Raw genomic sequence first — 21,980 nt, 5'->3', positions numbered from 1 at the left:
TCTCTCTATAAACATATAGTGCTTTTATTTAGATAGTCAACTGTAAACACGTTAAAAATTTATACACTGTTTCGAAATTGACCATTCCCTATAATAGCAAATTAATCTATAAGAGTAAAATAGTGTATTATTTTTCTTCTCTAAAAAATCCGAACGATAAATCGTTCGGATTTTCCTTCAACTAACATATTTTTGTTCCAGCCTCATTTACATTTTCATTTATAAACAGGATATCCAACAAATTTAAAGTCTTTACCAATTGAAGTAACAGAAAGACGCTCCACGTCCACTGCATCCCACATCTTTTCTACGCCTTTTCCTTCTAGAAAAGTAGGAGCTTCTTTTCCTCCTGAAAGCTTTGGAGCCATATACAGCACCAATTTATCAATTAAACGATTTTCTAGAAATGCGGCATTCACTTCGCCGCCTCCTTCAATTAAAAGAGACGACACAAATTTCTCACCTAGTATAGAAAGCATATCTTCAAGATTTACTTTGTCCTCACCGCTTGTGACAAATACTTCGACGCCTTGTTTCTCAAGCTGTTCTTTTTTTTCTTTTGAATAGCCCTGACTTGTAAATACCCATGTTGGGGCTAAAGAATCCGTTGCTAGCTTGGAATCAAGGGGCATACGCAACTTCGAATCCATCACAATACGAATCGGGCTTCGGCCGCCTTCGATGCGAGTTGTCAGCTCGGGGTTGTCCTTAATGACCGTGTTCACCCCTACTAAGATACCCGCCGTTTCATGACGAAGCTGATGTACATCCAAACGAGCTGCCTCAGACGTAATCCACTTGCTGTGAGAAAAAGCAGTAGCTATTTTACCGTCTAACGTAATCGCTGACTTTAACGAAACAAACGGCTTCTTCGTTACAATATACTTATTGAAGACTTCGTTCATTTGACGTGACTCTTCTTCACATACACCTGTTATGACCTCAATGCCTGCTTTTTCTAAAATTTCAACTCCATTACCTGCTACTAAAGGGTTGGGGTCTAAAGTTGCTATGACCACTTTTTTTACACCGGCTTCAACCAGCGCTTCAGCACAAGGACCTGTACGTCCGTGGTGTGAACAAGGCTCTAGCGTTACATAAGCAGTCGCTCCTTGTGCTTGTTCGCCAGCCATTCGCAGCGCATGAATTTCAGCGTGAGGCTCTCCCGCTTTTAAATGCGTACCGATTCCAACGATTCGATTATCGTTTACAATGACAGATCCTACAAGCGGATTTGGATCTGTTTGTCCTTTTGTTGCTTTTGCGTTTTGTAAAGCTATATTCATATAAAATTCGTGATTGATCAAAGAAGAACCTCCTCTTTTAAGTGTCCTGAACGTTTAACTTTGGTGTCTAGATACTTTTCATTAAACTGAGATACATCTCCCCAAAGTGGAACGCGCCCTGATAAAAGTGCACCGTTTTTCTCAAGTGCGATTAGCTTTTTCGGATTATTCGTAATCAGCGTAACAGGTTTTTGACGCAGCACTTTTAACACACTGATGGCCTCGCTATAGCTGCGAGTATCATCTTCAAATCCTAACCCTTCATTCGCCTCTACCGTATCAAATCCGTTTTCTTGAAGAACGTATGCCATTGCTTTGCTGAATAGGCCAATGCCGCGTCCTTCATGATTTGCTAAATAAAATAGCGCTCCGCTTCCATTTTCGACAATCATTTTCATCGATTGTTTTAATTGAAAACCACAGTCGCAGCGTTTGCTTCCGAATATGTCTCCCGTATGGCAGATACTGTGCATACGAATGAGTGCCTCATGCGATTCTTGAAAATCTCCGTACACAAGAACACTCGATTGCTGCATGTCAGCTAAATTAGCTCCTTGCATTTTTTCAATAAGCTCTTCCGTACTTAAAGATCCTTCTTTTACATTATCAGAACGCAACCATGAATACCAACTAAATACTTGTGTCTCTCCATCTAGATTCACCGGAAGCGTGATAGGTCCTACTATATAAATAAAATGATCATCATTTTTTACTACATTAATCTTATCTTTTAAAATTGAAACAACTTTTTCGTTAATCACAGTCATTTCCTCCTCTTATGTGTCTTTCACTTATCTACTCTTTTCACATTGTGCTCAATCTCTCACATGAACAAATATTTTTTCTAGCACTTCACTACATTTATCTTTTTTAATTGATGTATTAGCTTACTAAAAGTAAGTAACTTTACTTGCTTAAAGTATTATATGACGATACATTTATCTTGTAAAGCTTTTATGTTCTCTTTGTTACTTTTAGTAATTAACTTCTTTAATTATATAAATTATATAATTAAAACATAAAAACGTAAAGTAATTTATGTTCTTTAAGTAATTAAATTACACAACACTAGATAAAATGCTGACTTTGTTTTATAATATAGGAAGAGAATGGAGGTAATAACATGGACGGTTTAGCACTCTGCCCGCGTTTTGAAAAGGCTGTTACTATTCTAACGAAACGTTGGACGAGTTTGATCATTTTTCAGCTACTTTCCGGCTCACAGCGGTTTTCTCAAATGCAAGAAGCACTTCCAGTAAGCGGAAGGCTCTTATCCGAGCGCTTAAAAGAATTAGAGTATGAAGGAATCGTCATTCGTACGGTTATTCCGGAAACTCCTGTTCGAATCGAGTATTCGCTATCCGACAAAGGATTAGCACTGGCGCCGGTAATTCAGGAAATTCAGACATGGTCCAGTGAGTGGATTACAAAAGAAGAAGTGGAATAAAAGAAATCTCTAAAGAAATCAGGAAGGCTTCAATATCGATGTGCTCACAGCCGTTTTCTTTAGAGCTCCATAAATAAAAAAGGCATGCTCCCCTTGAGCACGCCTTTTTTTATTTATGTTATTTTCCTAATGATTCATTTTGAGAAATAATACGCTGTTTCTGGCTTTTTCGGCCGTGCAATACAAGGTATACTGCTATAGCTAAAAGAGCAACAATGGAACAGAATACATACATGCCTTTATATCCGGCTGCTGTAGATAAAATACCTAATAAAAAGGACCCTAACCCCATTCCAGAGTCAAAAAACACAAAAAACGTAGCCGTGGCGACACCTCGGCGATGAGGAGAAGCTTTTTTTACAGCAATGGATTGAAAACTTGATGTAATCGTTCCAAATCCTAATCCAATCAATGCTCCAGCTAATAAAAACACCCAGCTTGTTGTCGCTTGGCTAAGCAAAAAGATACCGATAGCTAGAGATAAAATGGACGGATATACCACGCTGTTTTCTCCGTATTGATCAAACCATTTTCCAGTAAAAGGTCTAGAAGCTAATAAGCACACCGCGTATACAACAAAGAAAAAGCTTGAAGCTTGCGTAAAGCCCATTTCTTTTGCATACATAGACACAAACGAAATAACACTTGCATATGAAAAAGCTACCACAAGGCCAGCAACAGAAATAGGCAGCGAACGGTATTCAAAAAACGCCGCAAGACCTTTAGCTGGCTGTATTTTATTTGTTGCAGAAGAAGCTGGCTCCACCTCAGGTACACGAAGTACTAAACTGCATAATGCTGCTAAAACAGAAGATACAATCGCAACGGTAAAGACCGCTGTATGACCCAAAGTATTTGTTAACGTTAAGCCTACAAACGGACCCACTACCATCGCTAAATTCATGAACGTCGCATAGTATCCCATCCCTTCTCCTTTTCTACGCTCTGGGATCACATTTGCAACAATTGCTCCTGTAGCAGTTGTGCTCATTCCAAAACCAATACCATGAAGCACACGCAGCAGCAGCAGCGCTGATAATGAGTGGATATTCATATATAAAATAGAACCAATTAAAAAGATGAAGACACCTATTAATAGGACTTTCTTTTGTCCTAATGTTGTCATCCACTTACCGGCTAGCGGTCTGAACACAATGCCGGAGACTAAAAAAATTGTCACAATTAACCCTAAGCTTTGCTTACTTGCATGAAGTTCATCCGTTGCAAACAGCGGCAATGTGACAGTTAACATATAAAAAATGACAAAAACAAAAAAGCTAGTCAGTGAGACCGCTAAAAAATCTTTTGTCCATAATTTCGATTTCTGCATGATTTTCCTCCTTTTATCTTTTCATTCGTACCTATTTATTAAAACAAACTAAAGCATAGTCCATAAATAATATGTATACGAATTATCTCAACTCAAACTATTATAGGGTTCATATATGTAAGTGTCAACATGTATTTATCGATTTCATTTTTCTATAGAAACAAATCGATAAATGAAACCTACATTCACCATCACAATGAAAAAATCCGAACGATTAATCGTTCGGATTTCCCTTCAACTACATTACTTTTATCCCAGCCTCTTTTAGAAGCGTCACTTTTTTAAATGAGAAATAATTTGATCCGTTACTTCACCAGTAGTTGCGCTGCCTCCAACATCTGGTGTAATGATACCCGATTCCGTCACTTGCTCAATAACCTCTAACAAATGACTGCCTAATTCTTGTTCACCGAAATGATCCAACATCATTTTAGCCGTCCAAATCTGTCCGATTGGATTTGCAATTCCTTTTCCGACAATATCAGGAGCAGACCCGTGCACCGGTTCAAACATCGAAGGATATTTTCCGTTCACATTAATATTTGCAGCAGGAGCAACGCCAATACTCCCCATAATAGCAGCTCCAATATCTGTTAAAATATCTCCAAATAAATTGCTTGCCACAATGACATCAAAACGACTTGGATTTGTTACGAAGAAAGCCGCCAGCGCATCGATGTGCTGGGAATCTGTTTCAATATGAGGATAACTCTTTGCAACATCTTGAAACACTTCGTCCCAAAACGGCATGGAATGAACAATTCCGTTTGACTTCGTGGCGCTTGTAACTTTGCCTTTTCTTTTAGAAGCTAATTCAAAAGCATAGCGCATCGCTCGTTCTGTTCCTTTTCGAGAAAAAACCGCATTTTGAATCGAAATTTGATCTTCTCCTTGATATATCCGGCCTCCTACTTCACTGTATTCCCCTTCACTATTTTCACGAACAACAATTAAATCAAAGTCTTTTGGGTTCGTTAGTGGAGATGCGATGCCTTTTAGCCTCTTGGCCGGACGAATATTAATTACCTGCTGAAATTCTCGACGAATCTTAATAAGCAGACCCCATAACGACACGTGGTCTGGCACAAGATTTAAATTTCCTACGGCTCCTAAAAAAATTCCGTCAAAGTCTTGAAGCTGCTGTAGCCCATCTTCCGGCATCATTTGTCCGTACTTCAAATAATAATCACAGCTCCAAGGAAATTCTGTAAATTCAAATTTTAATCCCCCGTGAAGCTCTGCAATCGTATGAAGAACTCTAACTGCCTCTGGAACAACTTCTTTCCCTACTCCATCTCCTGGTATATTCGCTATTTTTAACGTTTTCATCAAAAGTCCCCCTGCGTCTTTTTATATAGATCTATACACAATACTTCATGCATTATACTCTTTTGATTATACGCAGGGAAAATAATCATCTCAAGAAAATTCAGAATATACAAACCGTGAAAAAGACATCCCTCAAAGAGATGTCTTTTTCAAATCGGCAAAAACACTCCAGGTGCTTCCCCATGTTCATCGTCATCGAGCCACCATTTAAAGCCTTCCTGTGCAACTAATTTTTGTGCTTCTTCAGGGCCTTGTGAACCAGATGGATATTCATAAAGCGGCAGCATATCAGCTTCAAATGCATCTAATACTGGCTGTACCCACTGCCAAGATAGCTCTACTTCTTTCCAATGGGCAAAAAATGTGGAGTCGCCGATTAATGCGTCGTAAATAATTCGTTCATATGCCTCCGGCACACTTTCTTCTTCTCTTGAAAACGTAATACGAACCGGCTCAATAACGCCATTTTTTAATGGATTTTTGCTATTAAGCTGCAAAGCGACGTTTTCGCTTGGGCTAATTTCAATAATAAATAAGTTTGGCGCTACTTTATCATAAGGAGTTTCATACAGACCTTTTAACGAATCTTTAAATTCAATGACGATACGAGTTGATTTTTCTTTCATTCGTTTACCCGTTCGAATATAAAAAGGAACACCTTTCCAAAATGGATTATCAATCCATAAGCGAGCGGCTACAAACGTGTCATTTTTAGAGTTTGCTTCTACGCCGGGCTCTTCTTTGTATCCTTTAACAGATTTGTGATCAATTTCTCCGCTTCCGTATTGTCCTCGTACAACATCGCGAGCTACTTCTTGTGCTGGAATTTTCCTCAGTGACTCCATTACTTTTTGCTTTTCTTCTAAAATGTTTTCTGAGCAAATTCGTTTTGGAAGATGCATGGCTGTCATCATGAGAACCTGCAGCATATGATTTTGAATCATGTCGCGTATGGCTCCCGTATGATCATAATACCCTGCACGATTTTCAACACCGACTGTTTCACTTGCTGTAATTTGGACATTCGCAATGTGTTTGTTATTCCACAATGATTGCAGTACAGGGTTCGTAAATTCAAGCGCTTCTAAATTTTGTACCATCGGTTTACCTAAATAATGATCAATTCGATAAATTTCTTCTTCTTTAAACGTACTGCTTAGCTTTTCATTAAGCTTTCTTGCTGAAGCAAGATCATGTCCAAATGGCTTTTCAATCATAAGACGCTTCCAGCCGCTCGTTTGGTCTAAGCCGCTTTTTTTTATATGCAGCGCAATTACATCGAAGTATTCTGGTGCTACGGACAAATAAAACAAACGATTTCCTTTACTTCTATGAGTTGTTTCTTGCTCATTCACAAGATTTAGCAGCTGTTTGTAATCTTCTGTTTTGCTTGCGTCTACTGCTTGGTAATGAAACAGCGACAAAAAATCTTCCTCGTTACTTTCCATTTTCCGTCTCGAAAAATCGTTTATAGATTGCTTTACACGCTCTTTAAAATCCTCATGAGATAGCTGCTCGTACCCTGATCCAATAATAGAAATAGCATCAGGGAGCTTTTTGTCTGTAAATAAATTATAAAGAGCAGGAAAGATTTTTCTTTTTGCTAAATCACCCGTTGCGCCAAATAAAACAAAAGTTAAGGACTCCACTTTTTTTCCTCCCGTCAGGTTGTATGTATGATGGATTTTCTCTTCTCCTAGCTTACCTCTGTTTATTTGGGAATATCCTTTTTTCATCAAAAAGGACGCTCACAAGTGCGAGCGTCCTTTGTTATTCACATTAAAATATTTGTCATTCCCCACAGCAGCAAAAAGCTAAGCAAAATGGTCATATTTGAAACGGTCCCGACAAATTTCTGATCGTATTTGAATTCTACTGCGTAAGGTAAAACGGATCCCGCTACGGGTAGAATGAAACAAACTAAAATTGTATACCGGAACATATCTTCAAATGGAAGCAAGAAAAACAGCGCAATTCCTACGCCAAGTCCGATCACGTAGCGAATGCTTAAAAACATGATAATTTTTTTTAAGTAGCTTTTTTGGAACGAAAAATTTAAATATACGCCTAAAAGCAAAAGAGAAAGCGGCATATTCGCTTTAGAGATAATACCTGAGACGTCTAATACATATGCTGGTAAATGAAGGCCTATAATCGCAAGAAGACAAATGATTACATAGGTCAGAAGCGGCATCGATTTTAATACTTTGTATAAAATCTTTTTAAATTCAATGTCAATATCATCCCCTGAGTAGTAGCTGCCAATTACGTAGCATAAAACAAAAATAACAAAAGCATTTCCGACATCAAACATACCAAAGTATTTAAGCCCTTCTTTTCCCCAAATGCCTTCTACTAACGGATAGGCAAACATTCCAATATTAAACCCTGGAATCATCATCGTCAGCATGCCTTTCACCTTTCGCTCATCTTTTCGAAAAACAAAAATTCCGACTGCAGCTAACAGCAAGCCATAGACAATCCCAATAACTAATAGTAAAATAAGCGATCCATCAATTTTAATACTGCTGAATGTAACAATAATCAAGCAAGGCATTGTAATATTAAAAATAATTCTTGCTAAAGCTTCCCCGTCTTTTTGCTGAAGGAGGTTTGTTCGTTTTAGTATGTATCCTAATAGAATAATTGTAATGGAATACAAAAACTGACTGTTAAAGCTACTCATAGACCTACTCCCTTACCTTCTTTTATACTTATTTAATCGATTGTTTTACCCTGTCTTTTTTAATCCTTGTTTCATTATAATATAAGCAGCCTAAAAAGAAACTAGAGAATTGGATGCAGTTTACCTATTTGTCAGACAAAAACAGCTTAGAAACAAACGCAAAAACTTTTTTCTAAATTGATTTTAAAACAGGACATTTTTCTTTTTTATGGAATTTACTTAAAAGGTATGAGTATTTTCATGAGGAGGAAGAAACGTGAAACGAAAAATGATAGCGCTTACTTTTTCTGCTGCTCTTTGTTTTTCCGCTTCAGGATCTCTTGCTGAAGCTGCTAACAAAACAGATGTCATTCCAAATGCTGATCAATCAGCAGAAACCTATTTTGACGGAGCGAACGGGAATTGGCTGACGACTAAAAACCCCGCTCAATATCAGCTGGCTACGCTCTATGGAAACATCGGGCTTACTCCTTATAACTGGGGAAAAGCTGAAGATGAATCAGGCTGGTATCGAATCAATCAGCCCGCTGCGGTTAAAGGAACGCAAGTAAATGGAATTTTTGAAGACGCTCAGTTCGTCATCCGGGTTCCTGATAACTGGAATGGAAAACTTGTGGTAGCCGGCATTCCTGCTACGCGCAACGAAACGTCCACCGATTTATTATTCAGCGATTACGTTCTTAAAAAAGGCTATGCGTTTGCCGCGATTGATAAAGGAACGCAAGGAGAAAGTGACCCTACCGATCCTTTTGCTAAAGTAAAAAATGCGCTTGCTAACGATGACGACAGCGTAGCAGAATGGAATATGCGCTATCGTCAAATGACAAAAGCAGCTCAGCAATACTTGACTACTCATTACTCAGACAAACTAATCAATCCGGCTAATCGAAAAAACCCTGCAAGCGATTTGATTCGAAACGATCATAAAGTACCCACGTATGCAATTGGCATTTCAAACGGCGGATACGTTGTCAGATACGCACTTGAACACGACGATCCAAAACAAACCAAAGAGCCTCGTTTATTTGATGGAGGCGTCGATTGGGAAGGCGTATTGTGGAGTGCAAAAGCGCCAAATTTAATCAGCTCACTAACACCGGTTGTAAACAACGCGGAAGAAGCGCTGTACGGAACGGGAAAAGAGCAGAAAAAAGCTATTAAACAAATGTATAAAGCCGGCCTTCCCAAAGGATCAGAAAAACTGTGGAATTACCATGATCAAGTGTACTGGGCGGTTACTTTAAACATTTACCGTGACCATTTTGATCCGACAGCTCCAGGAAGAACAAACTGGCACAACTATTTAAACTTTACTTCATCAGGCCTGCGCGACCGTTCATGGGACTATATCTTTGAAAATTATCGCTATCAAACCCGTCCAAAAAGCGTAAAAGAAAATGTAGCAAAAGTAGAAAATACGGGCGATATCGATGTGCCTCTTATCAGTATGACTGGCTCTCTCGATTCACTTATCTTCCCGTCTATTCACGCCGAAGGCTATGAAAAACTCGTTAAAAAAGCTGGCAAGGCAAATCTTCATCGCCTTTATACTGTGAAAAACGGAAATCACGTTGATAGCTTAGTGTGGAATAAACAAACGGATCCAAATCAAGAGCTTCAGCCCCTGCTCCCATATGCTCATCAATCTTTTGATTTGTTAGTAGACTGGGTAGAAAATAAAAAAGTAGCGCCTGCAAGTAAAGATATTAAAGCACCAAAAGACAGCCTTAAAGTCATCGACATAAAATCTGGACGAGAAGTAGATCCCCGCTGAGGCTGAGACATAACGAAATGAATTCAGCCTAAAGGCGAACAAATGAGATACATGAGCTGGACTGCTTGTGACACCGAAGTTGATTTCCGTGCAAGGCTTCGCTTTCCGCGGGCGGCCGCTGAGCCTCCTCGTCGCTTGCGCTCCTGCGGGGTCTCACCTGATCCGCTTTTTCCGCAGGAGTCTTCACCTTGCCCTCCAATCAACTGCTAGAGGGAACGAAACAGATAAAACGATATGTACCATCACAAAAAAACGAACCACTAATCAACATGTTGATTAGTGGTTCGTTTTTCACTTGGGCTAAAATACGTTTGTCCTAGCCTCAGTCTTCATAATAATCAAGATAGAGATGACCCGCTGAGTCTGCTTGCCCTAAAAATACTTTGTCGACTGCAGCACCTTTCTCTTTGAGCTGTTCTTTAACCCACGCTACGCTATACCCCAGCTCATGAACCGCTTCTTTCATTATATTTCCATCCATGATAATCGTTTGAGGTAATCTTGTATGTTCTTCTTTCAGTACTAAATCTTCACGCGTAACGTTCTGCTTTTCTTTTTTTAACAGCACGCTTAATTCGCCGTTTGTTTCGAGCATGGCAAAAGCTACGTCTTCCACATAAAAGATGTCTTTTTTCCGAAGCTGTTCCATGAGCTCATCTACGGTATATTTTTCTTTTTTTACATTTTCCTCAAGAATTTTTCCTTCTTTAATGAGGATCGTCGTCGTCCCTTCCACCGCCTTTCGAAAGCTAATACTTTTTAACGATACGTTTGAGACAAAAATAAGAAACGATGCCCACACTAAAATCGCGACTACCCCATGACTTGCCTGTAAATCTACGTCCATTGAAATGGTTCCCGCAATATCTCCAATCGTAATGCCAACGATATATTCAAAAAAAGAAAGTTTGGATAACTGTTTTTTTCCTAACAGCTTTGTAATAAAAAACAAGCCAAGTAAAATCAGCACCGAACGAAGTACTACTTCCATCCAATGATTCAACGCATGCACCTTCTTTACTAAAATTGATGTATCTTTTATTTTGTGCATATTTGTATGTATCAAAGCAGATTTTCATCTTCCATTATTTACATACCTTTCACGGCAGGTTAGAGTAGAAAGAAGTAGGAAACAAATTGGGGGACTTATGATGAACGATGAAGTGTTAACCATATTTAACAACCAACAGCAGCGCATAGGAACAGCGTCTCGCAAAGAAGTTCACGAAAAAGGCTATTGGCACGAAGCGTTTCACTGCTGGTTTGTCAGCCGCGAAAATGATATAGACTATATTTATTTCCAAATTCGCAGCGAGCAAAAGCAAGATTACCCCGGTGCACTCGATATCACAGCTGCCGGACATTTGCTTCATACAGAAACCGCTGAGGACGGTGTAAGAGAAATTCACGAAGAGCTCGGCGTCAACATTTCATTTGATGAATTGCTTCCTTTAGATGTCTTTAAATACGAAGTATCTCAGCCGCACTATGTTGATAAAGAATTTGCACATGTATTTTTATACTACAGCTCTCACCCTCTTAGTGCGTTTACGTTGCAGCAAGAAGAAGTATCAGGACTTGTAAAAGCGCCTTTTTCTAACTTTTGCGAACTGTGGCTTGGAAATCAAACAGAACTGATCATTGAAGGGATAACAAATGAAAAAGAGCCAATTCACCGTACAGCACATAAAAGTGAATTTGCTCCCCATCCCAAAGCTTACTATAAAACAATTATTGCATGTATTAGTCAGCAGCTGAATTCAGCAGAAAAAGCTTAGAATCCTAAGCTTTTTTTGCTGAAAAAATCATATATGTTGCACTGCCAAGCGCAACAAGCTTGCCGCTGCTGTCTTCAATTTTCACTTCTCCAACAGCAAGCGTTTTGCCGCGGTGAGACAATGTAGACTTTGCAACTAAATATTCGCCTATACCCGGCCTTGTGTAATTTACTTTTAACTCAACTGTACTGGCACTTTCCTCCTCAGAAAGAGAAGAACGTACAGCCGAACCAACAGCCGCGTCGATAAGCGTGGCAATAACGCCTCCATGAACCGTTCCTCTTCCTTGCAGAAGCTGCGGTTGAATCGTAATTTTCAACTCTGCATATCCTTTTTCAAGCAGCGTTTCTTCAATGCCAATATAATCCCAAAACGGAATCATCCCTTTACTCGTTCGTTTCATTAATCTCATCCTTTACATAAATAAGCTATGTAGGAAATTCTAGAAAGGCTGGAAAACTCCTGTTTTTACATACAAAAAGCGCCTGCTCTTTATCTTTAGCAAGCGCTTTTTATCCCTCTACTTTTCAAATAAAAACTGCACTTTGTTTTCTTTCCATTCTAACTTAGCGTTAAAAGTCTTGTCGCCTTTTTTAAAACCTTCAATCAAATCTGTCTGTCCTTCGCTTAACAGCTTTTTTAAATTAGCTTGAGTAACTGTTTTACCTAAAATCTTTTTTGATACGGTAAACGTGCATTTTGTTTTTGCATAGTTTGAGCATCCGTAAAATGAACCTTTATCGACTACTTTTCCGTCGCAAAGCTTACATGGACCAAACGATTTAGAAGAAAAACTTTTACCTTTTCCCTTGCCTTTTCGCTGAATGGATTCAGTGTCGTATCCGCTGAAATTCCACTTACTTTCTGCTTCGACAGCGTCTTCGATAATTTTAGCTGAAAGTTTCTTTGTTTGTTCCATAAAAGTAGCGGCCGATGCTGCTCCTTCTCCAATTTCAGCTAGACGCTGCTCCCACTTAGCCGTCATTTCTGGTGAAGCTAAAATTTTATCTCCAATCGCGTCAATCAATACCTTTCCTTTATCAGTCGCAAACACTTGGTTTTTTTTCACATCAATATATTTACGATCTTTAAGCATTGTAATGATTCCAGCGCGCGTAGCTTCCGTCCCTAACCCTTCTGATTTTGCTAAAATTTTCTCCAGCTCATCATTATCTAAATGCTTACCTGCTGTCTTCATCAATGTAATCAACTGACCTTCGGTGTAGCGTTTTGGAGGCTGTGTTTTGCCTTCTTTTACGTCTACCTTAATAACTTTACCTTCTTCGCCTTCTTGAACATTCGGAAGAATGACATCGTCGTCTTTCTCATTTTGAAAAATTACCTTGCGCCAGCCTTCTTGAATTTGCTGCTTTCCTTTTGAAATAAAAGCTGCTCGCTTTGCCACAAGTGTCGTAATCGTTGTGTAGTCGAAAATCGCTTTTTCGTAGTGTGCCGCAATTAACCGTCTTACGACTAAGTCATAAATTTTCTGTTCGTCTCCTGATAGTTTGCTAGGGTCCTTCACTTGTTCCGTTGGAATGATCGCATAGTGATCGCTCACTTTTTTTGCATTTACGTAGCGTTTATTTCCTAAAATTGAAGGGTAAGGAAGCGGAAATAAATGCTCATATTCAGAAAAAGTACTCAGCTTTTCTAAAATCTCAGGAAACGTTTCCGCTTCGCCTTCTGTTACGTAGTTTGAGTCTGATCGTGGATAAGAAACAATTCCTTTCTGGTACAGCCCTTGCAGCACATCAAGCGTCTTTTTAGGTGAAAACTTAAACGCTTTATTCGCCGTTGCTTGAAGTGATGATAAGTTAAATAATAAAGGCGGCTGGAACTCTTTTCGCTCCGTTACGAGTTCATGAACTTGTGCGTCTTTTCCTTCGCAAAACTGAGCAATTTTATACGCCATTTCTTTTTCTTTAAGACGCGACTCTCCGTCTTGATGCCATTTGCCTTCATACTTTTTTCCTTCAATATCAAACTTAGCAAGCACTTCCCAAAAAGGCTCTGATTTAAAATTATCAATTTCCTTTTCACGCTTTACAATTAAAGCAAGCGTTGGTGTCTGCACGCGCCCTGCTGAAAAAACATCTGACATCCCATGCTTTTTCAATAAGATGCTATACACGCGTGAAGCATTCATCCCAACGACCCAATCCGCGCATGCTCTTGTATAGGCTTCATAATAAAGGTTGCGCGTGTCGCTTTCGTCTTTTAACTGTTGAAACCCATCATAAATGGCTTTTGGCGTTAACGAAGAAATCCACAATCGTTTCATCGGCTTATGCACACCTGACAGCTGAATGATATTGCGGACGATTAATTCTCCTTCGCGTCCCGCATCTCCCGCATGTATAATTTCTGTGACCGTCGGCTTTTTAAGCAATTTTTTTACCACTTGAAACTGCTTTGCTTTTGAGCGCGTCACTTCATATTGAAAACGGTCTGGAATCATCGGCAGCGTGTCAATTGACCACTTTTTCCACTCCGGCTTATAATCTTCCGGGCTCACAAGCTGACATAAATGCCCCACTGCCCACGTTACATATGCTCCGTCTGTAAACACTTCATTCGGTGGAATCTCTAAATAGCCGTCGTGACGCTTCGGCTTGAACTGTGAAGCGAGCGTCGATCCTTGATCCGGCTTTTCTGCAATAATTAACTTCATGTATTTAATCACCTTACATTTCAAATTTCCATGTGAAACTTAGTCAGTTTTATTATTTTATCATAGAAAGAGCTGTTGGAGTATGAATGGAGAGAAAAGTAGTTTCAATGAGAAATACATAGCCCATTTTAAAAGCGTGTCAGTGTCCGTTATACTTTTTCAATAAAAAAGCTGTAGATTATTTTCTACAGCTTCGATACACATCTAAAATTTTCTAATAACAGCGATTATCCTATTGACTGAAACACATCTCTTTTAGGACATGTTATGAAATAATTAATAGCCAAATATACAAACCAACAAGCGTAATAAACAATGTCGGAATCGTTAAAATAATACCCGTTTTAAGATACGTTCCCCAGGAAATTTTCACGCCTTTTGTTGAGAGAACATGAAGCCATAAAAGCGTTGCTAAAGAACCAATCGGGGTAATTTTCGGACCTAAATCCGATCCAATGACGTTTGCATAAACGAGCGCTTCCTTGATTGTGCCAGCTGCGTGTGTTGCATCGATTGCTAGTGCATCAATCATAACGGTTGGCATATTGTTCATAATTGATGAAAGAATAGCGGCAGTGAATCCCATGCCAATTGTTGCCGCAAACAGTCCATGACTAGCCGTTGCTTGGATCACATCAGCCAGAATTTCTGTTAAACCAGCATTACGCAAGCCGTATACAACGACATACATGCCGATAGAGAAAAAGACAATCGCCCATGGAGCTCCCTTTAGCACTTTTTTTGTATGAACCGCTCGGCTTTTTTTTGCCATCATCAAAAACAGAATAGCAATAATACCTGCGATGATCGAAACGGGGACGCTAAAGAATTCTCCAATTAAATAGCCTAGCACTAGCAAAACTAAGACAATTCCAGATAGCCGGAACATCTTTTCATCTTTGATGGCATCCACTGGCTTCTGCAAATCTGCTACATTGTATTTCTTAGGAATTCTTTTGCGGAAATACAGATACAAGACCATAATACTTGCAAACAGAGAAACTAAATCTGGAACAATCATGCGTGATGCAAATTCAGAAAAGCTAATGCCAAAGAAGTCGGCTGATACGATATTCACTAAGTTACTAACAACAAGCGGCAGCGAAGTTGTATCCGCAATAAATCCACTTGCGATGATAAACGGAAAAACCATTTTGTCGTCGAACTTTAATGCCCGAACCATGGCTAAAACAATGGGTGTTAAAATCAAAGCTGCTCCGTCATTAGCAAATAGCGCTGCTACAACGGCTCCAAGAAGAGACACGTAGACAAACATACGCACGCCGTTCCCTCCTGCAGCTCTAGCCATATGAAGCGCTGCCCATTCAAAGAAACCAATTTCATCTAAAATTAAAGAAATAATAATAATAGCAATAAACGTAAGAGTCGCATTCCACACAATGCTGGTTACCTCAAGGACGTCTTGAAAATCAACAACGCCTGCCAGTAAAGCAAGGATAGCTCCCCCGCAAGCCGACCAGCCGATTGACAAATTCTTCGGCTGCCAAATGACAAAAATTAGTGTTACTAAAAAAATCAATGATGCTAGTACAACTGATGCCACTTTTTAAACCTCCAATTATTCACAACAACTAATACGCAGTCCTTGTTTTTCTAGCTCTTGTAAACGTTCGTCCTGACTTGGTACAGATTCAAGTATACCTAGAACAAACTCATAGTACTGGCTTTCTTTATTAAGAGAATAAAAAACCCATTGCCCTTTTCTTCTTTCCTTCACAAGCTCAGCATCTCTTAATTTTCGCAAATGCTGACTAATTGAAGGTTGGCTAGCTTGATAGATATCCACGAACTCACACACACAGCATTCATTGTTCTCTATTAATTTCACCATCGAAAGCCTTGTTTTATCTCCCAATAATTTTAAGATTTGAGCTGCCTTTTCAATACTATCTATAGATTTTGTACTCATTAATGAACACCTCCTACTCCCTTTCAGCTGATGTATAAATGGGCTTATGTATTAATGCTTCATTACTATAATTGATTTTTAACTGATTTACAATTTTTTAGTGAACTAAGAGTGATTTAGTAGTTGTTTAAGGATTGGATTTAAGAAATTATTTTCCCCTACTAATTTAAGTCAAATCTAACATACGATAATATAGATATGTTTTCTCGTAAAAATGCTACTAATGTCCTTGGACAAACATACATACTTATTTTGTCTATCTGAATAAAATATAGAGAAAAATAAGAAAGGATGATTACGATTAAAAAACATTATTCCTATTATAATCCGCAAGATGGTAAATATTATGTAGACAAGCCTTACTCTCTTAGAGACGATAAAGTATCCCCCTCTGCTGCCCCTAAAATGCCTTTAAAAAATACAGCCGACAGAGCTTATAAAATTCCTGTATTCCTCAGCCACCCTTCTATGCTTAATGCTACTCAAACAAGATTTCTTAATCGTTTAATTGATGAAATTGAACGTGCTCTTCTTTTCCCTCGTACACTGCCTGATACGGAGCAATATCCTAATAAAACGATTACAAGCGTTCGCCGAATGATCCTCTCTAGCTATGGATTGATTGCGGTGAATATGCAGCAAGTCTTCGCCAATTATACCATGACGAATATTCCCGGCGGTACACCTCCGCCACCATCATGGGAAGGTGCTCCATTTTTACAAATAGAGCCAAGCATGGGTTACCAACGAGGCCTGCCTTTACTTCTTATCAAAGAAGCAGGTGTCAATAGTATAGGCGTATGGAATCCATCAGTAGTTCCGTTCTTTATCATTGAATGGGATTCTTCAAAGCCGCTTGATGAGTTTTTTAACCGTGTTGAATGGAGAGAAATATTTCAAAACTGGGTAGCTCAAGTACGAAATGGCTATTTTATTCAAACACAGCCTTCCTATCAATATGGCCCGGATGATCTATAGAAATCACTTCAAACGAAGAGTACTTTCGAAAGCTATTTCTATAAACAACGTTGAAATGTGAGGTGAATATAATTGACTCTAATTACTAGTGGGACATGCGTAGGAGTTCTATATCGAGCTAATGCCGGTGCATCATGCAGAAACGGGTACTGTGTTCATAATGGAAGATTAGTAGGCGGCGTCATAAGCTCAAATGCCGGTACCTTAACGGTTACAAGAAGCATCGATAACACAAAGTTACAGACCTATAATGGTATTCTTCTAAGTCACCGAGCCGTAAATCGAACGACAGGGCAAGTCACGCAGCAATATTTGTATTTTAGAAAAAATCAATTGGAAAAGGTAGAAGTCACACCTTATACACAATATAGTGACCCTAGCTGTCAAAGAGAAAGTCATTACAACATCCCTGATATTATCTATCCCGGTGAATGTGTAGGAATCAGATATCGGTCAGAAGATGAATGGCATATAGGAAACGGGCGATATCTATATTGGACAGGCCAAGTGAATCACTGTATATTTGATGAACGTCCACAAAGTACAAACAGACAATTTTTACGTCAGATTTGGTACGTACACTGGATACTTGACCCAAAAAATGAACGAAATATTATACCTCAAAAGACCTCTCGAGGACGTGGATCCCCAAGAGGTGAACGTAGAATTTATGCTTTTAAGAATCTGCTTCCAGCTAATGGTGAGACGGTCCTTGTAAAAGCTGCTTCTCCTGTAAATTCTGCTTCTTGGCCTTTTCGTATTATCTATCAGTAAGAAAAACAGATTGTAATCCTTAATGCTATTACAACTCCCATCCTCCACCTAGTTTCCTCTCAAAATCCCACAAATAGGCCGAGGTTAATTTGAACTGCCCCTCCAATGGTTAACCATTGGAGGGGCAGTTTCTTATGACTTTCTGTTTTTATTTGTCCATACGCTTCTCTACTTTATTTCCTTGTACTGCTTCCCTTTTTCTCTTTTTTGTAAGAAAATAGAGGCACTAATCCAAGAGGTAATCGGAATAATAATGGCTACACCAATGCCCCCGCTTAAAATAGAAATGACTTCTGCACAAAAGGTTTTTGAATTGATAATGTCTCCAAACGAATACGACAATCTCTTAAACCAGATAATTAACGTCAAATATCCGCCTACAAAGGCAAAATACAGTGTATTGGTTGTGGTGCCCAAAATATCTCTTCCGATTTTCAAACCAGAATTGAAGAGATTCTTTTTAGTTACGGACGGATCATGAACAAATAATTCATTCATAGAAGACGAAATAGATAGCGAAATATCAATGATCGCTCCTATGGCACCCATAATAATTGTACAAATGGCTATTTTAGCAAAGTCAATTCCAACATAAAGTGAAAAAGCGTTAATTTCTTCTTCCTGTTCTTCTCCAAATCCTTGAATCATTGCATGATGTTCAATAATAAAAATAAAGAGTACTAAAACAGCTAAGGTAATAATCGTTGAAACAAACGCAGCAAGCGTTTTATGATTGAATTTATTAATATAAAATAAATTAATGCAGCTAATGATTGTACAAGCGATTAACGTAACAACAATCGTATTTTTTATAGACAGCATAAAGAGAATGGTGAGAAAAATAACGCCAAAATTCAAGAACAGCGCAAGGAAAGACCGGATTCCTTTTTTTCCGCCCACAACACTCATCAGAATAAATAAAATAAGAGCAAGCAATAGTAAAACGTTCACTTTCTGTTCCCCTTTCTAAAAATAAAAAGAATCGAAAGATAGAGTGTAATGGGAATCGTTAAAACAATGCCAATGCTGCCAGTAAGAGCACGGATTAACTCCAAGGAGAAATTCATCGAAAACGTATATCCTAGAGGAGAGCCATTCTTTAAATAAAGAAGAACCATTGGGATTGTTCCGCTTATATATGAAAAAAATAAAATATTCGTCATAGCTCCCATGATGTCTCCGCCAATTTCTTTGCCTGATTTCAGTAAATCTTTGCGCGCGATCTCTTTATTTTTTTCATATAGTTCATAGACAGAAGAAGTAATCGTAATCGCTACATCCATAACAGCTCCTAAAGATCCTATTAATACCTCACTCATAAATATTTTTTGAGGAGGAATCGTCACAAACTCCATTCCTTCATAATGAAGGCCATTAGAATCTGTCAGTTGCATGACACCATACGCGATTAAAAGAGAAACAAATGTACCTATTAAAGTTGAAATAATTGCTACATGCGTTTTTTCTTTATTACCGCTTACTAATAACAAAGAAATAACCGTAAAAAGAACGACCGCAACAATACATACAGCTAGCAAGCTCACATTTCCTAGTGCTAAATATACATTGAGGGCCCCGATTAAAAGAACAATATTAATAAATAAGCTAATGATTGAATAAAAACCTTGTTTTCTTCCAATAGCCAGCAAAATTAATATAAATAAACCAGCGACAGCGGTAACCTGCTTGTCCCGCTTCACTCCTTCAATCGTTCCATTTAGAGCATGCTGTGAATTCTTTTCTAAGGAGACAAAAAGATCTGTTCCGACAGTATACTTTTGATCATAAGCACCTGAATATGAGTACGTATTCTCTAAATGGATAAGCCTTCCTTTATATTTTCCGTTCATTATTTTAGCAACAATTTCCTGAGAGTATACGGTATCTTTGTTATGATTTAAATCAGCAGATTTGTTTTTTTCTACAACATTCGTCTTCACTACCTGAGCTATTGGTTTTTTATAAAGAGAATAATTGTGGTTTGTTACAATGAGCGCTATACACAAACAGCAAATCCCTAATATGTAGAGAAAAATTTGTTTCCGTGATGATTTATTGGACTTTATTTTCGAAAAAAGGTTCCTTATGTGCTGAGCATACAAAGTAGACATAAATACTTTCCTTTCTGGTTATCAGTTGAACGCAGAGCTTTTGAACATGAAGAGACTGCAAAGAGATCCAAATTCCCTTTGCAGTCTTTTCATTCGTTTATTATGAGCGTTATAGAGCAAGACATACTCCAGGTACACAAGACGCTTAAACCTGCTGTTTTTTCCTTCCGTACTGTACCAGAGAAAAATGAAATTATAGTGAAAACATAGAACGATTTATCTACTTCACTAGTTTTTTATGACTATCTTATATAATCATAGGAATATAAAAACAAATAGAAAACTGCCTGCGCTATAATAAGTTGACTTTATAGCTACTAATTAGTTATAAAGCTCATGAAAAGCGACAAATAGTTGCTAAAAACAAGGAGGTTATTTCATGTTAACGAAAAAAACACTTGTCATGCTTTCTACTCTTACGCTTGCAACAACATGCGTAGCATTCAGCACTCCAACTACTGAAGCAGCTGCTAAAGATGCCTACTCACAAAAAATTGAAGCTAAAGCAGAAACGAGGCCTACGCTTCGTAAAGGTTCCCACTCTAGCTACGTAAGAGACTTACAGCAAAGCTTAAAGGATGTGAAGTATAACACATCAGTTGATGGCATTTTCGGTACGCGAACGCAAACTGTAGTAAAAGAATTTCAAACCGATCACCGCTTGTCTCCAGATGGTATTGTTGGCCCCTTAACATGGGCAGCTTTAGATGAGAACAAGGTAGAAAGAAAGCAATTTCCTGTCAGCACGGCTATTGCATTCGGTAAAAAAGAACTCGGTGACAACATTGTCTTCAGTACAGACGACCGCTTACGGAAAGATAACAACGATAAAGCTTACTATAGATTCGTAGCAAAAAATAAAGACTGGATGGATCAAGGGGGATCAGGTACCATAGGCTGGTATCATATTTACAAAAGTGGAGATGTGATTGAAGAATCCAATTAAATCTATTTGCAGATAACCGTTCGAAAAAAGCCTTTATAATCACTCTTTTGAGTGATTTACTGCCCGCCTTACAGAATGCTAAAATTTAAAGGAATCATTCCGTAGGTATTTTACTTGAACAAGAACAGCTGCTACTCCCTTTAGCTGTTCTTGTTATTTTTTTAAGTAAACATACAAAAAGCAGCATGTAAACATTCCACACGCTGCTTTTTGCAATTACATGACTACTCTGTGGGTCGAGGTCCTGCTTCTCGTCCTGAGCTTTCTACCGTTAGTATTGGCCGAACGGTGACATCTTCATTTACACGAATTTGGCACGATAAGCGCAAATGATCTTCAATTGAACTTTCTGAGTATGCATTTTTCTCCGCATGTGTTAAATCACAATATTCACCTTCGAGCACTTCTACCCTGCAAGTCGTGCATTTAGCTTTCCCACCGCACCGATGAAGAATATTTATACCGTTGTCTTCGAGTGCCAAGACAAGCTTTTTTCCTTTTGCCACTTCAAAACTGCCGTATCCTAAAACGGTTACTCTTGGCATATATCTCCCTCTTTCCCTCTACTGTATCCAAGCGATTTGAATTACACTCTATGCAGTTTTTTTGTTGCATGCCTAAGTTGCAATCCATTATTTCTACTGATTGCGACGTCTGTTGTACGTTGCAAGCTCCTTTTACATGCCTAAATCCAATTAAGAAGACCATCATTTTGTAATACGGCCACTAAAACGACAAGCCCAAGTATAATAACAGGTATCAGTGCTTTTAAAATTTGGTACTTAGATAATTCTATGCGCTGAGGTTCCTTTAACAAATGACTTTGATTTAACTCAGTATTGCTTTCACTTTCTTTATGATTCATGTTCCTCTGCCTTTCTATTTTTTTATAGTGCGGTTCGTATCTACTTCTGCTGAAATAACAAAACTAGACACA

The 21,980-nt window shown here is 38.5% G+C and carries 22 protein-coding genes; 6 read left to right on the top strand and 16 right to left on the bottom strand.

All coding sequences use genetic code 11. The features are described from left to right. Positions 1-215: 215 nt before the first annotated feature. The gene (ribD, locus tag CEQ83_RS09515) at positions 216-1,307 is read right to left on the bottom strand and encodes a bifunctional diaminohydroxyphosphoribosylaminopyrimidine deaminase/5-amino-6-(5-phosphoribosylamino)uracil reductase RibD (protein ID WP_033578754.1); all 1,092 of its coding nucleotides are present in this window, start codon (positions 1,305-1,307) and stop codon (positions 216-218) included. Beyond that, complete coding sequence (locus tag CEQ83_RS09510; RefSeq protein WP_028413666.1) at positions 1,304-2,053, bottom strand: GTP cyclohydrolase II; 750 nt, start codon at positions 2,051-2,053, stop codon at positions 1,304-1,306. Before CEQ83_RS09510 ends, ribD begins: the two co-directional genes overlap by 4 nt. 356 nt (positions 2,054-2,409) lie before the next feature. Between CEQ83_RS09510 and CEQ83_RS09505 the strand changes: the two genes are divergently transcribed. Then, on the top strand, positions 2,410-2,733 hold the full coding sequence (locus tag CEQ83_RS09505) for a winged helix-turn-helix transcriptional regulator (protein ID WP_154991431.1): 324 nt from the start codon (positions 2,410-2,412) through the stop codon (positions 2,731-2,733). Between the two features lie 118 nt (positions 2,734-2,851). Here CEQ83_RS09505 and CEQ83_RS09500 read toward each other — a convergent pair whose 3' ends face one another. The 4 genes from CEQ83_RS09500 to CEQ83_RS09485 all read right to left on the bottom strand — a co-directional run bounded on the left by CEQ83_RS09500 (position 2,852) and on the right by CEQ83_RS09485 (position 8,078). Further along, the gene (locus CEQ83_RS09500) at positions 2,852-4,063 is read right to left on the bottom strand and encodes an MFS transporter (protein WP_154991432.1); all 1,212 of its coding nucleotides are present in this window, start codon (positions 4,061-4,063) and stop codon (positions 2,852-2,854) included. A gap of 273 nt (positions 4,064-4,336) precedes the next feature. Beyond that, positions 4,337-5,392, bottom strand: a complete 1,056-nt coding sequence (locus tag CEQ83_RS09495) for a tartrate dehydrogenase (RefSeq protein WP_154991433.1) — start codon at positions 5,390-5,392, stop codon at positions 4,337-4,339. Positions 5,393-5,541: 149 nt separating this feature from the next. After that, positions 5,542-7,041: a glucose-6-phosphate dehydrogenase gene (gene zwf, locus CEQ83_RS09490; RefSeq protein ID WP_047751128.1), complete on the bottom strand. Its 1,500-nt coding sequence runs from the start codon at positions 7,039-7,041 to the stop codon at positions 5,542-5,544. Positions 7,042-7,166: 125 nt separating this feature from the next. Further along, positions 7,167-8,078: an AEC family transporter gene (locus CEQ83_RS09485; protein WP_028413669.1), complete on the bottom strand. Its 912-nt coding sequence runs from the start codon at positions 8,076-8,078 to the stop codon at positions 7,167-7,169. Positions 8,079-8,334: 256 nt separating this feature from the next. Here CEQ83_RS09485 and CEQ83_RS09480 point away from each other — a divergent pair, with 256 nt between their 5' ends. After that, positions 8,335-9,852: an alpha/beta hydrolase gene (locus tag CEQ83_RS09480; RefSeq protein ID WP_154991435.1), complete on the top strand. Its 1,518-nt coding sequence runs from the start codon at positions 8,335-8,337 to the stop codon at positions 9,850-9,852. Between the two features lie 23 nt (positions 9,853-9,875). Here the strand turns inward: CEQ83_RS09480 and CEQ83_RS09475 are convergent, their stop codons facing one another. Together CEQ83_RS09475 and CEQ83_RS09470 are read right to left on the bottom strand one after the other, a co-directional pair. After that, positions 9,876-10,055: a hypothetical protein gene (locus CEQ83_RS09475; RefSeq protein ID WP_154991436.1), complete on the bottom strand. Its 180-nt coding sequence runs from the start codon at positions 10,053-10,055 to the stop codon at positions 9,876-9,878. 119 nt (positions 10,056-10,174) lie between these two features. Beyond that, positions 10,175-10,864, bottom strand: a complete 690-nt coding sequence (locus CEQ83_RS09470; RefSeq protein WP_228123063.1) for a DUF421 domain-containing protein — start codon at positions 10,862-10,864, stop codon at positions 10,175-10,177. A gap of 136 nt (positions 10,865-11,000) precedes the next feature. Between CEQ83_RS09470 and CEQ83_RS09465 the strand changes: the two genes are divergently transcribed. Next, positions 11,001-11,630, top strand: a complete 630-nt coding sequence (locus tag CEQ83_RS09465; RefSeq protein WP_049164191.1) for an NUDIX hydrolase — start codon at positions 11,001-11,003, stop codon at positions 11,628-11,630. A gap of 4 nt (positions 11,631-11,634) precedes the next feature. Here the strand turns inward: CEQ83_RS09465 and CEQ83_RS09460 are convergent, their stop codons facing one another. From CEQ83_RS09460 to CEQ83_RS09445, 4 genes are all read right to left on the bottom strand, one after another. Further along, the gene (locus tag CEQ83_RS09460) at positions 11,635-12,033 is read right to left on the bottom strand and encodes a PaaI family thioesterase (RefSeq protein WP_098626762.1); all 399 of its coding nucleotides are present in this window, start codon (positions 12,031-12,033) and stop codon (positions 11,635-11,637) included. A gap of 117 nt (positions 12,034-12,150) precedes the next feature. Next, the gene (locus CEQ83_RS09455) at positions 12,151-14,304 is read right to left on the bottom strand and encodes a DNA topoisomerase III (RefSeq protein ID WP_154991437.1); all 2,154 of its coding nucleotides are present in this window, start codon (positions 14,302-14,304) and stop codon (positions 12,151-12,153) included. A 265-nt stretch (positions 14,305-14,569) separates the two neighbouring features. Continuing rightward, a complete protein-coding gene (locus CEQ83_RS09450; RefSeq protein ID WP_033578744.1) occupies positions 14,570-15,868 on the bottom strand; it encodes an arsenical efflux pump membrane protein ArsB in 1,299 nt (432 codons plus the stop codon). Between the two features lie 15 nt (positions 15,869-15,883). Further along, the gene (locus tag CEQ83_RS09445) at positions 15,884-16,234 is read right to left on the bottom strand and encodes an ArsR/SmtB family transcription factor (RefSeq protein WP_049164181.1); all 351 of its coding nucleotides are present in this window, start codon (positions 16,232-16,234) and stop codon (positions 15,884-15,886) included. A gap of 291 nt (positions 16,235-16,525) precedes the next feature. On the opposite strand from CEQ83_RS09445, the gene CEQ83_RS09440 reads away from it, so the two are divergent. Next, positions 16,526-17,212: a hypothetical protein gene (locus CEQ83_RS09440; protein WP_228123048.1), complete on the top strand. Its 687-nt coding sequence runs from the start codon at positions 16,526-16,528 to the stop codon at positions 17,210-17,212. Positions 17,213-17,284: 72 nt separating this feature from the next. Next, positions 17,285-17,986, top strand: a complete 702-nt coding sequence (locus tag CEQ83_RS09435) for a hypothetical protein (protein WP_033578742.1) — start codon at positions 17,285-17,287, stop codon at positions 17,984-17,986. Positions 17,987-18,154: 168 nt separating this feature from the next. Here the strand turns inward: CEQ83_RS09435 and CEQ83_RS09430 are convergent, their stop codons facing one another. Both CEQ83_RS09430 and CEQ83_RS09425 read right to left on the bottom strand, forming a co-directional pair. Next, a complete protein-coding gene (locus CEQ83_RS09430) occupies positions 18,155-18,937 on the bottom strand; it encodes a YibE/F family protein (protein WP_048021337.1) in 783 nt (260 codons plus the stop codon). Then, a complete protein-coding gene (locus CEQ83_RS09425) occupies positions 18,934-19,926 on the bottom strand; it encodes a YibE/F family protein (RefSeq protein WP_034264529.1) in 993 nt (330 codons plus the stop codon). The genes CEQ83_RS09430 and CEQ83_RS09425 overlap by 4 nt, the downstream gene beginning before the upstream one ends. 550 nt (positions 19,927-20,476) lie before the next feature. Here CEQ83_RS09425 and CEQ83_RS09420 point away from each other — a divergent pair. Next, positions 20,477-21,043 (top strand): peptidoglycan-binding domain-containing protein, encoded by a 567-nt coding sequence (locus CEQ83_RS09420; protein WP_098999860.1) that lies wholly within the window; start codon positions 20,477-20,479, stop codon positions 21,041-21,043. A gap of 224 nt (positions 21,044-21,267) precedes the next feature. On the opposite strand, the gene CEQ83_RS09415 is transcribed toward CEQ83_RS09420, so the two are convergent. Both CEQ83_RS09415 and CEQ83_RS09410 read right to left on the bottom strand, forming a co-directional pair. Further along, positions 21,268-21,588 (bottom strand): 2Fe-2S iron-sulfur cluster-binding protein, encoded by a 321-nt coding sequence (locus CEQ83_RS09415; RefSeq protein ID WP_048021341.1) that lies wholly within the window; start codon positions 21,586-21,588, stop codon positions 21,268-21,270. Between the two features lie 140 nt (positions 21,589-21,728). Next, positions 21,729-21,908 carry a hypothetical protein gene (locus tag CEQ83_RS09410; protein ID WP_033578739.1) on the bottom strand — a complete coding sequence of 60 codons (180 nt, stop codon included), beginning with the start codon at positions 21,906-21,908 and terminating at the stop codon, positions 21,729-21,731. Positions 21,909-21,980 lie beyond the last annotated feature (72 nt).

The organism is Priestia megaterium (assembly GCF_009497655.1).
Classification (GTDB): Bacteria; Bacillota; Bacilli; order Bacillales; family Bacillaceae_H; genus Priestia; species Priestia zanthoxyli.
This window is presented reverse-complemented; position numbering and strand designations above follow the sequence as displayed.

What these genes read in the sequence shown, in the direction of transcription:
- CEQ83_RS09510 (WP_028413666.1), bottom strand. Translation starts at nt 2,053, where the DNA reads ATGACTGTGATTAACGAAAAAGTTGTTTCAATTTTAAAAGATAAGATT.
- CEQ83_RS09505 (WP_154991431.1), top strand. Translation starts at nt 2,410, where the DNA reads ATGGACGGTTTAGCACTCTGCCCGCGTTTTGAAAAGGCTGTTACTATT.
- CEQ83_RS09500 (WP_154991432.1), bottom strand. Translation starts at nt 4,063, where the DNA reads ATGCAGAAATCGAAATTATGGACAAAAGATTTTTTAGCGGTCTCACTG.
- CEQ83_RS09495 (WP_154991433.1), bottom strand. Translation starts at nt 5,392, where the DNA reads ATGAAAACGTTAAAAATAGCGAATATACCAGGAGATGGAGTAGGGAAA.
- CEQ83_RS09485 (WP_028413669.1), bottom strand. Translation starts at nt 8,078, where the DNA reads ATGAGTAGCTTTAACAGTCAGTTTTTGTATTCCATTACAATTATTCTA.
- CEQ83_RS09465 (WP_049164191.1), top strand. Translation starts at nt 11,001, where the DNA reads ATGATGAACGATGAAGTGTTAACCATATTTAACAACCAACAGCAGCGC.
- CEQ83_RS09460 (WP_098626762.1), bottom strand. Translation starts at nt 12,033, where the DNA reads ATGAAACGAACGAGTAAAGGGATGATTCCGTTTTGGGATTATATTGGC.
- CEQ83_RS09455 (WP_154991437.1), bottom strand. Translation starts at nt 14,304, where the DNA reads ATGAAGTTAATTATTGCAGAAAAGCCGGATCAAGGATCGACGCTCGCT.
- CEQ83_RS09445 (WP_049164181.1), bottom strand. Translation starts at nt 16,234, where the DNA reads ATGAGTACAAAATCTATAGATAGTATTGAAAAGGCAGCTCAAATCTTA.
- CEQ83_RS09440 (WP_228123048.1), top strand. Translation starts at nt 16,526, where the DNA reads ATGATTACGATTAAAAAACATTATTCCTATTATAATCCGCAAGATGGT.
- CEQ83_RS09420 (WP_098999860.1), top strand. Translation starts at nt 20,477, where the DNA reads ATGTTAACGAAAAAAACACTTGTCATGCTTTCTACTCTTACGCTTGCA.
- CEQ83_RS09415 (WP_048021341.1), bottom strand. Translation starts at nt 21,588, where the DNA reads ATGCCAAGAGTAACCGTTTTAGGATACGGCAGTTTTGAAGTGGCAAAA.
- CEQ83_RS09410 (WP_033578739.1), bottom strand. Translation starts at nt 21,908, where the DNA reads ATGAATCATAAAGAAAGTGAAAGCAATACTGAGTTAAATCAAAGTCAT.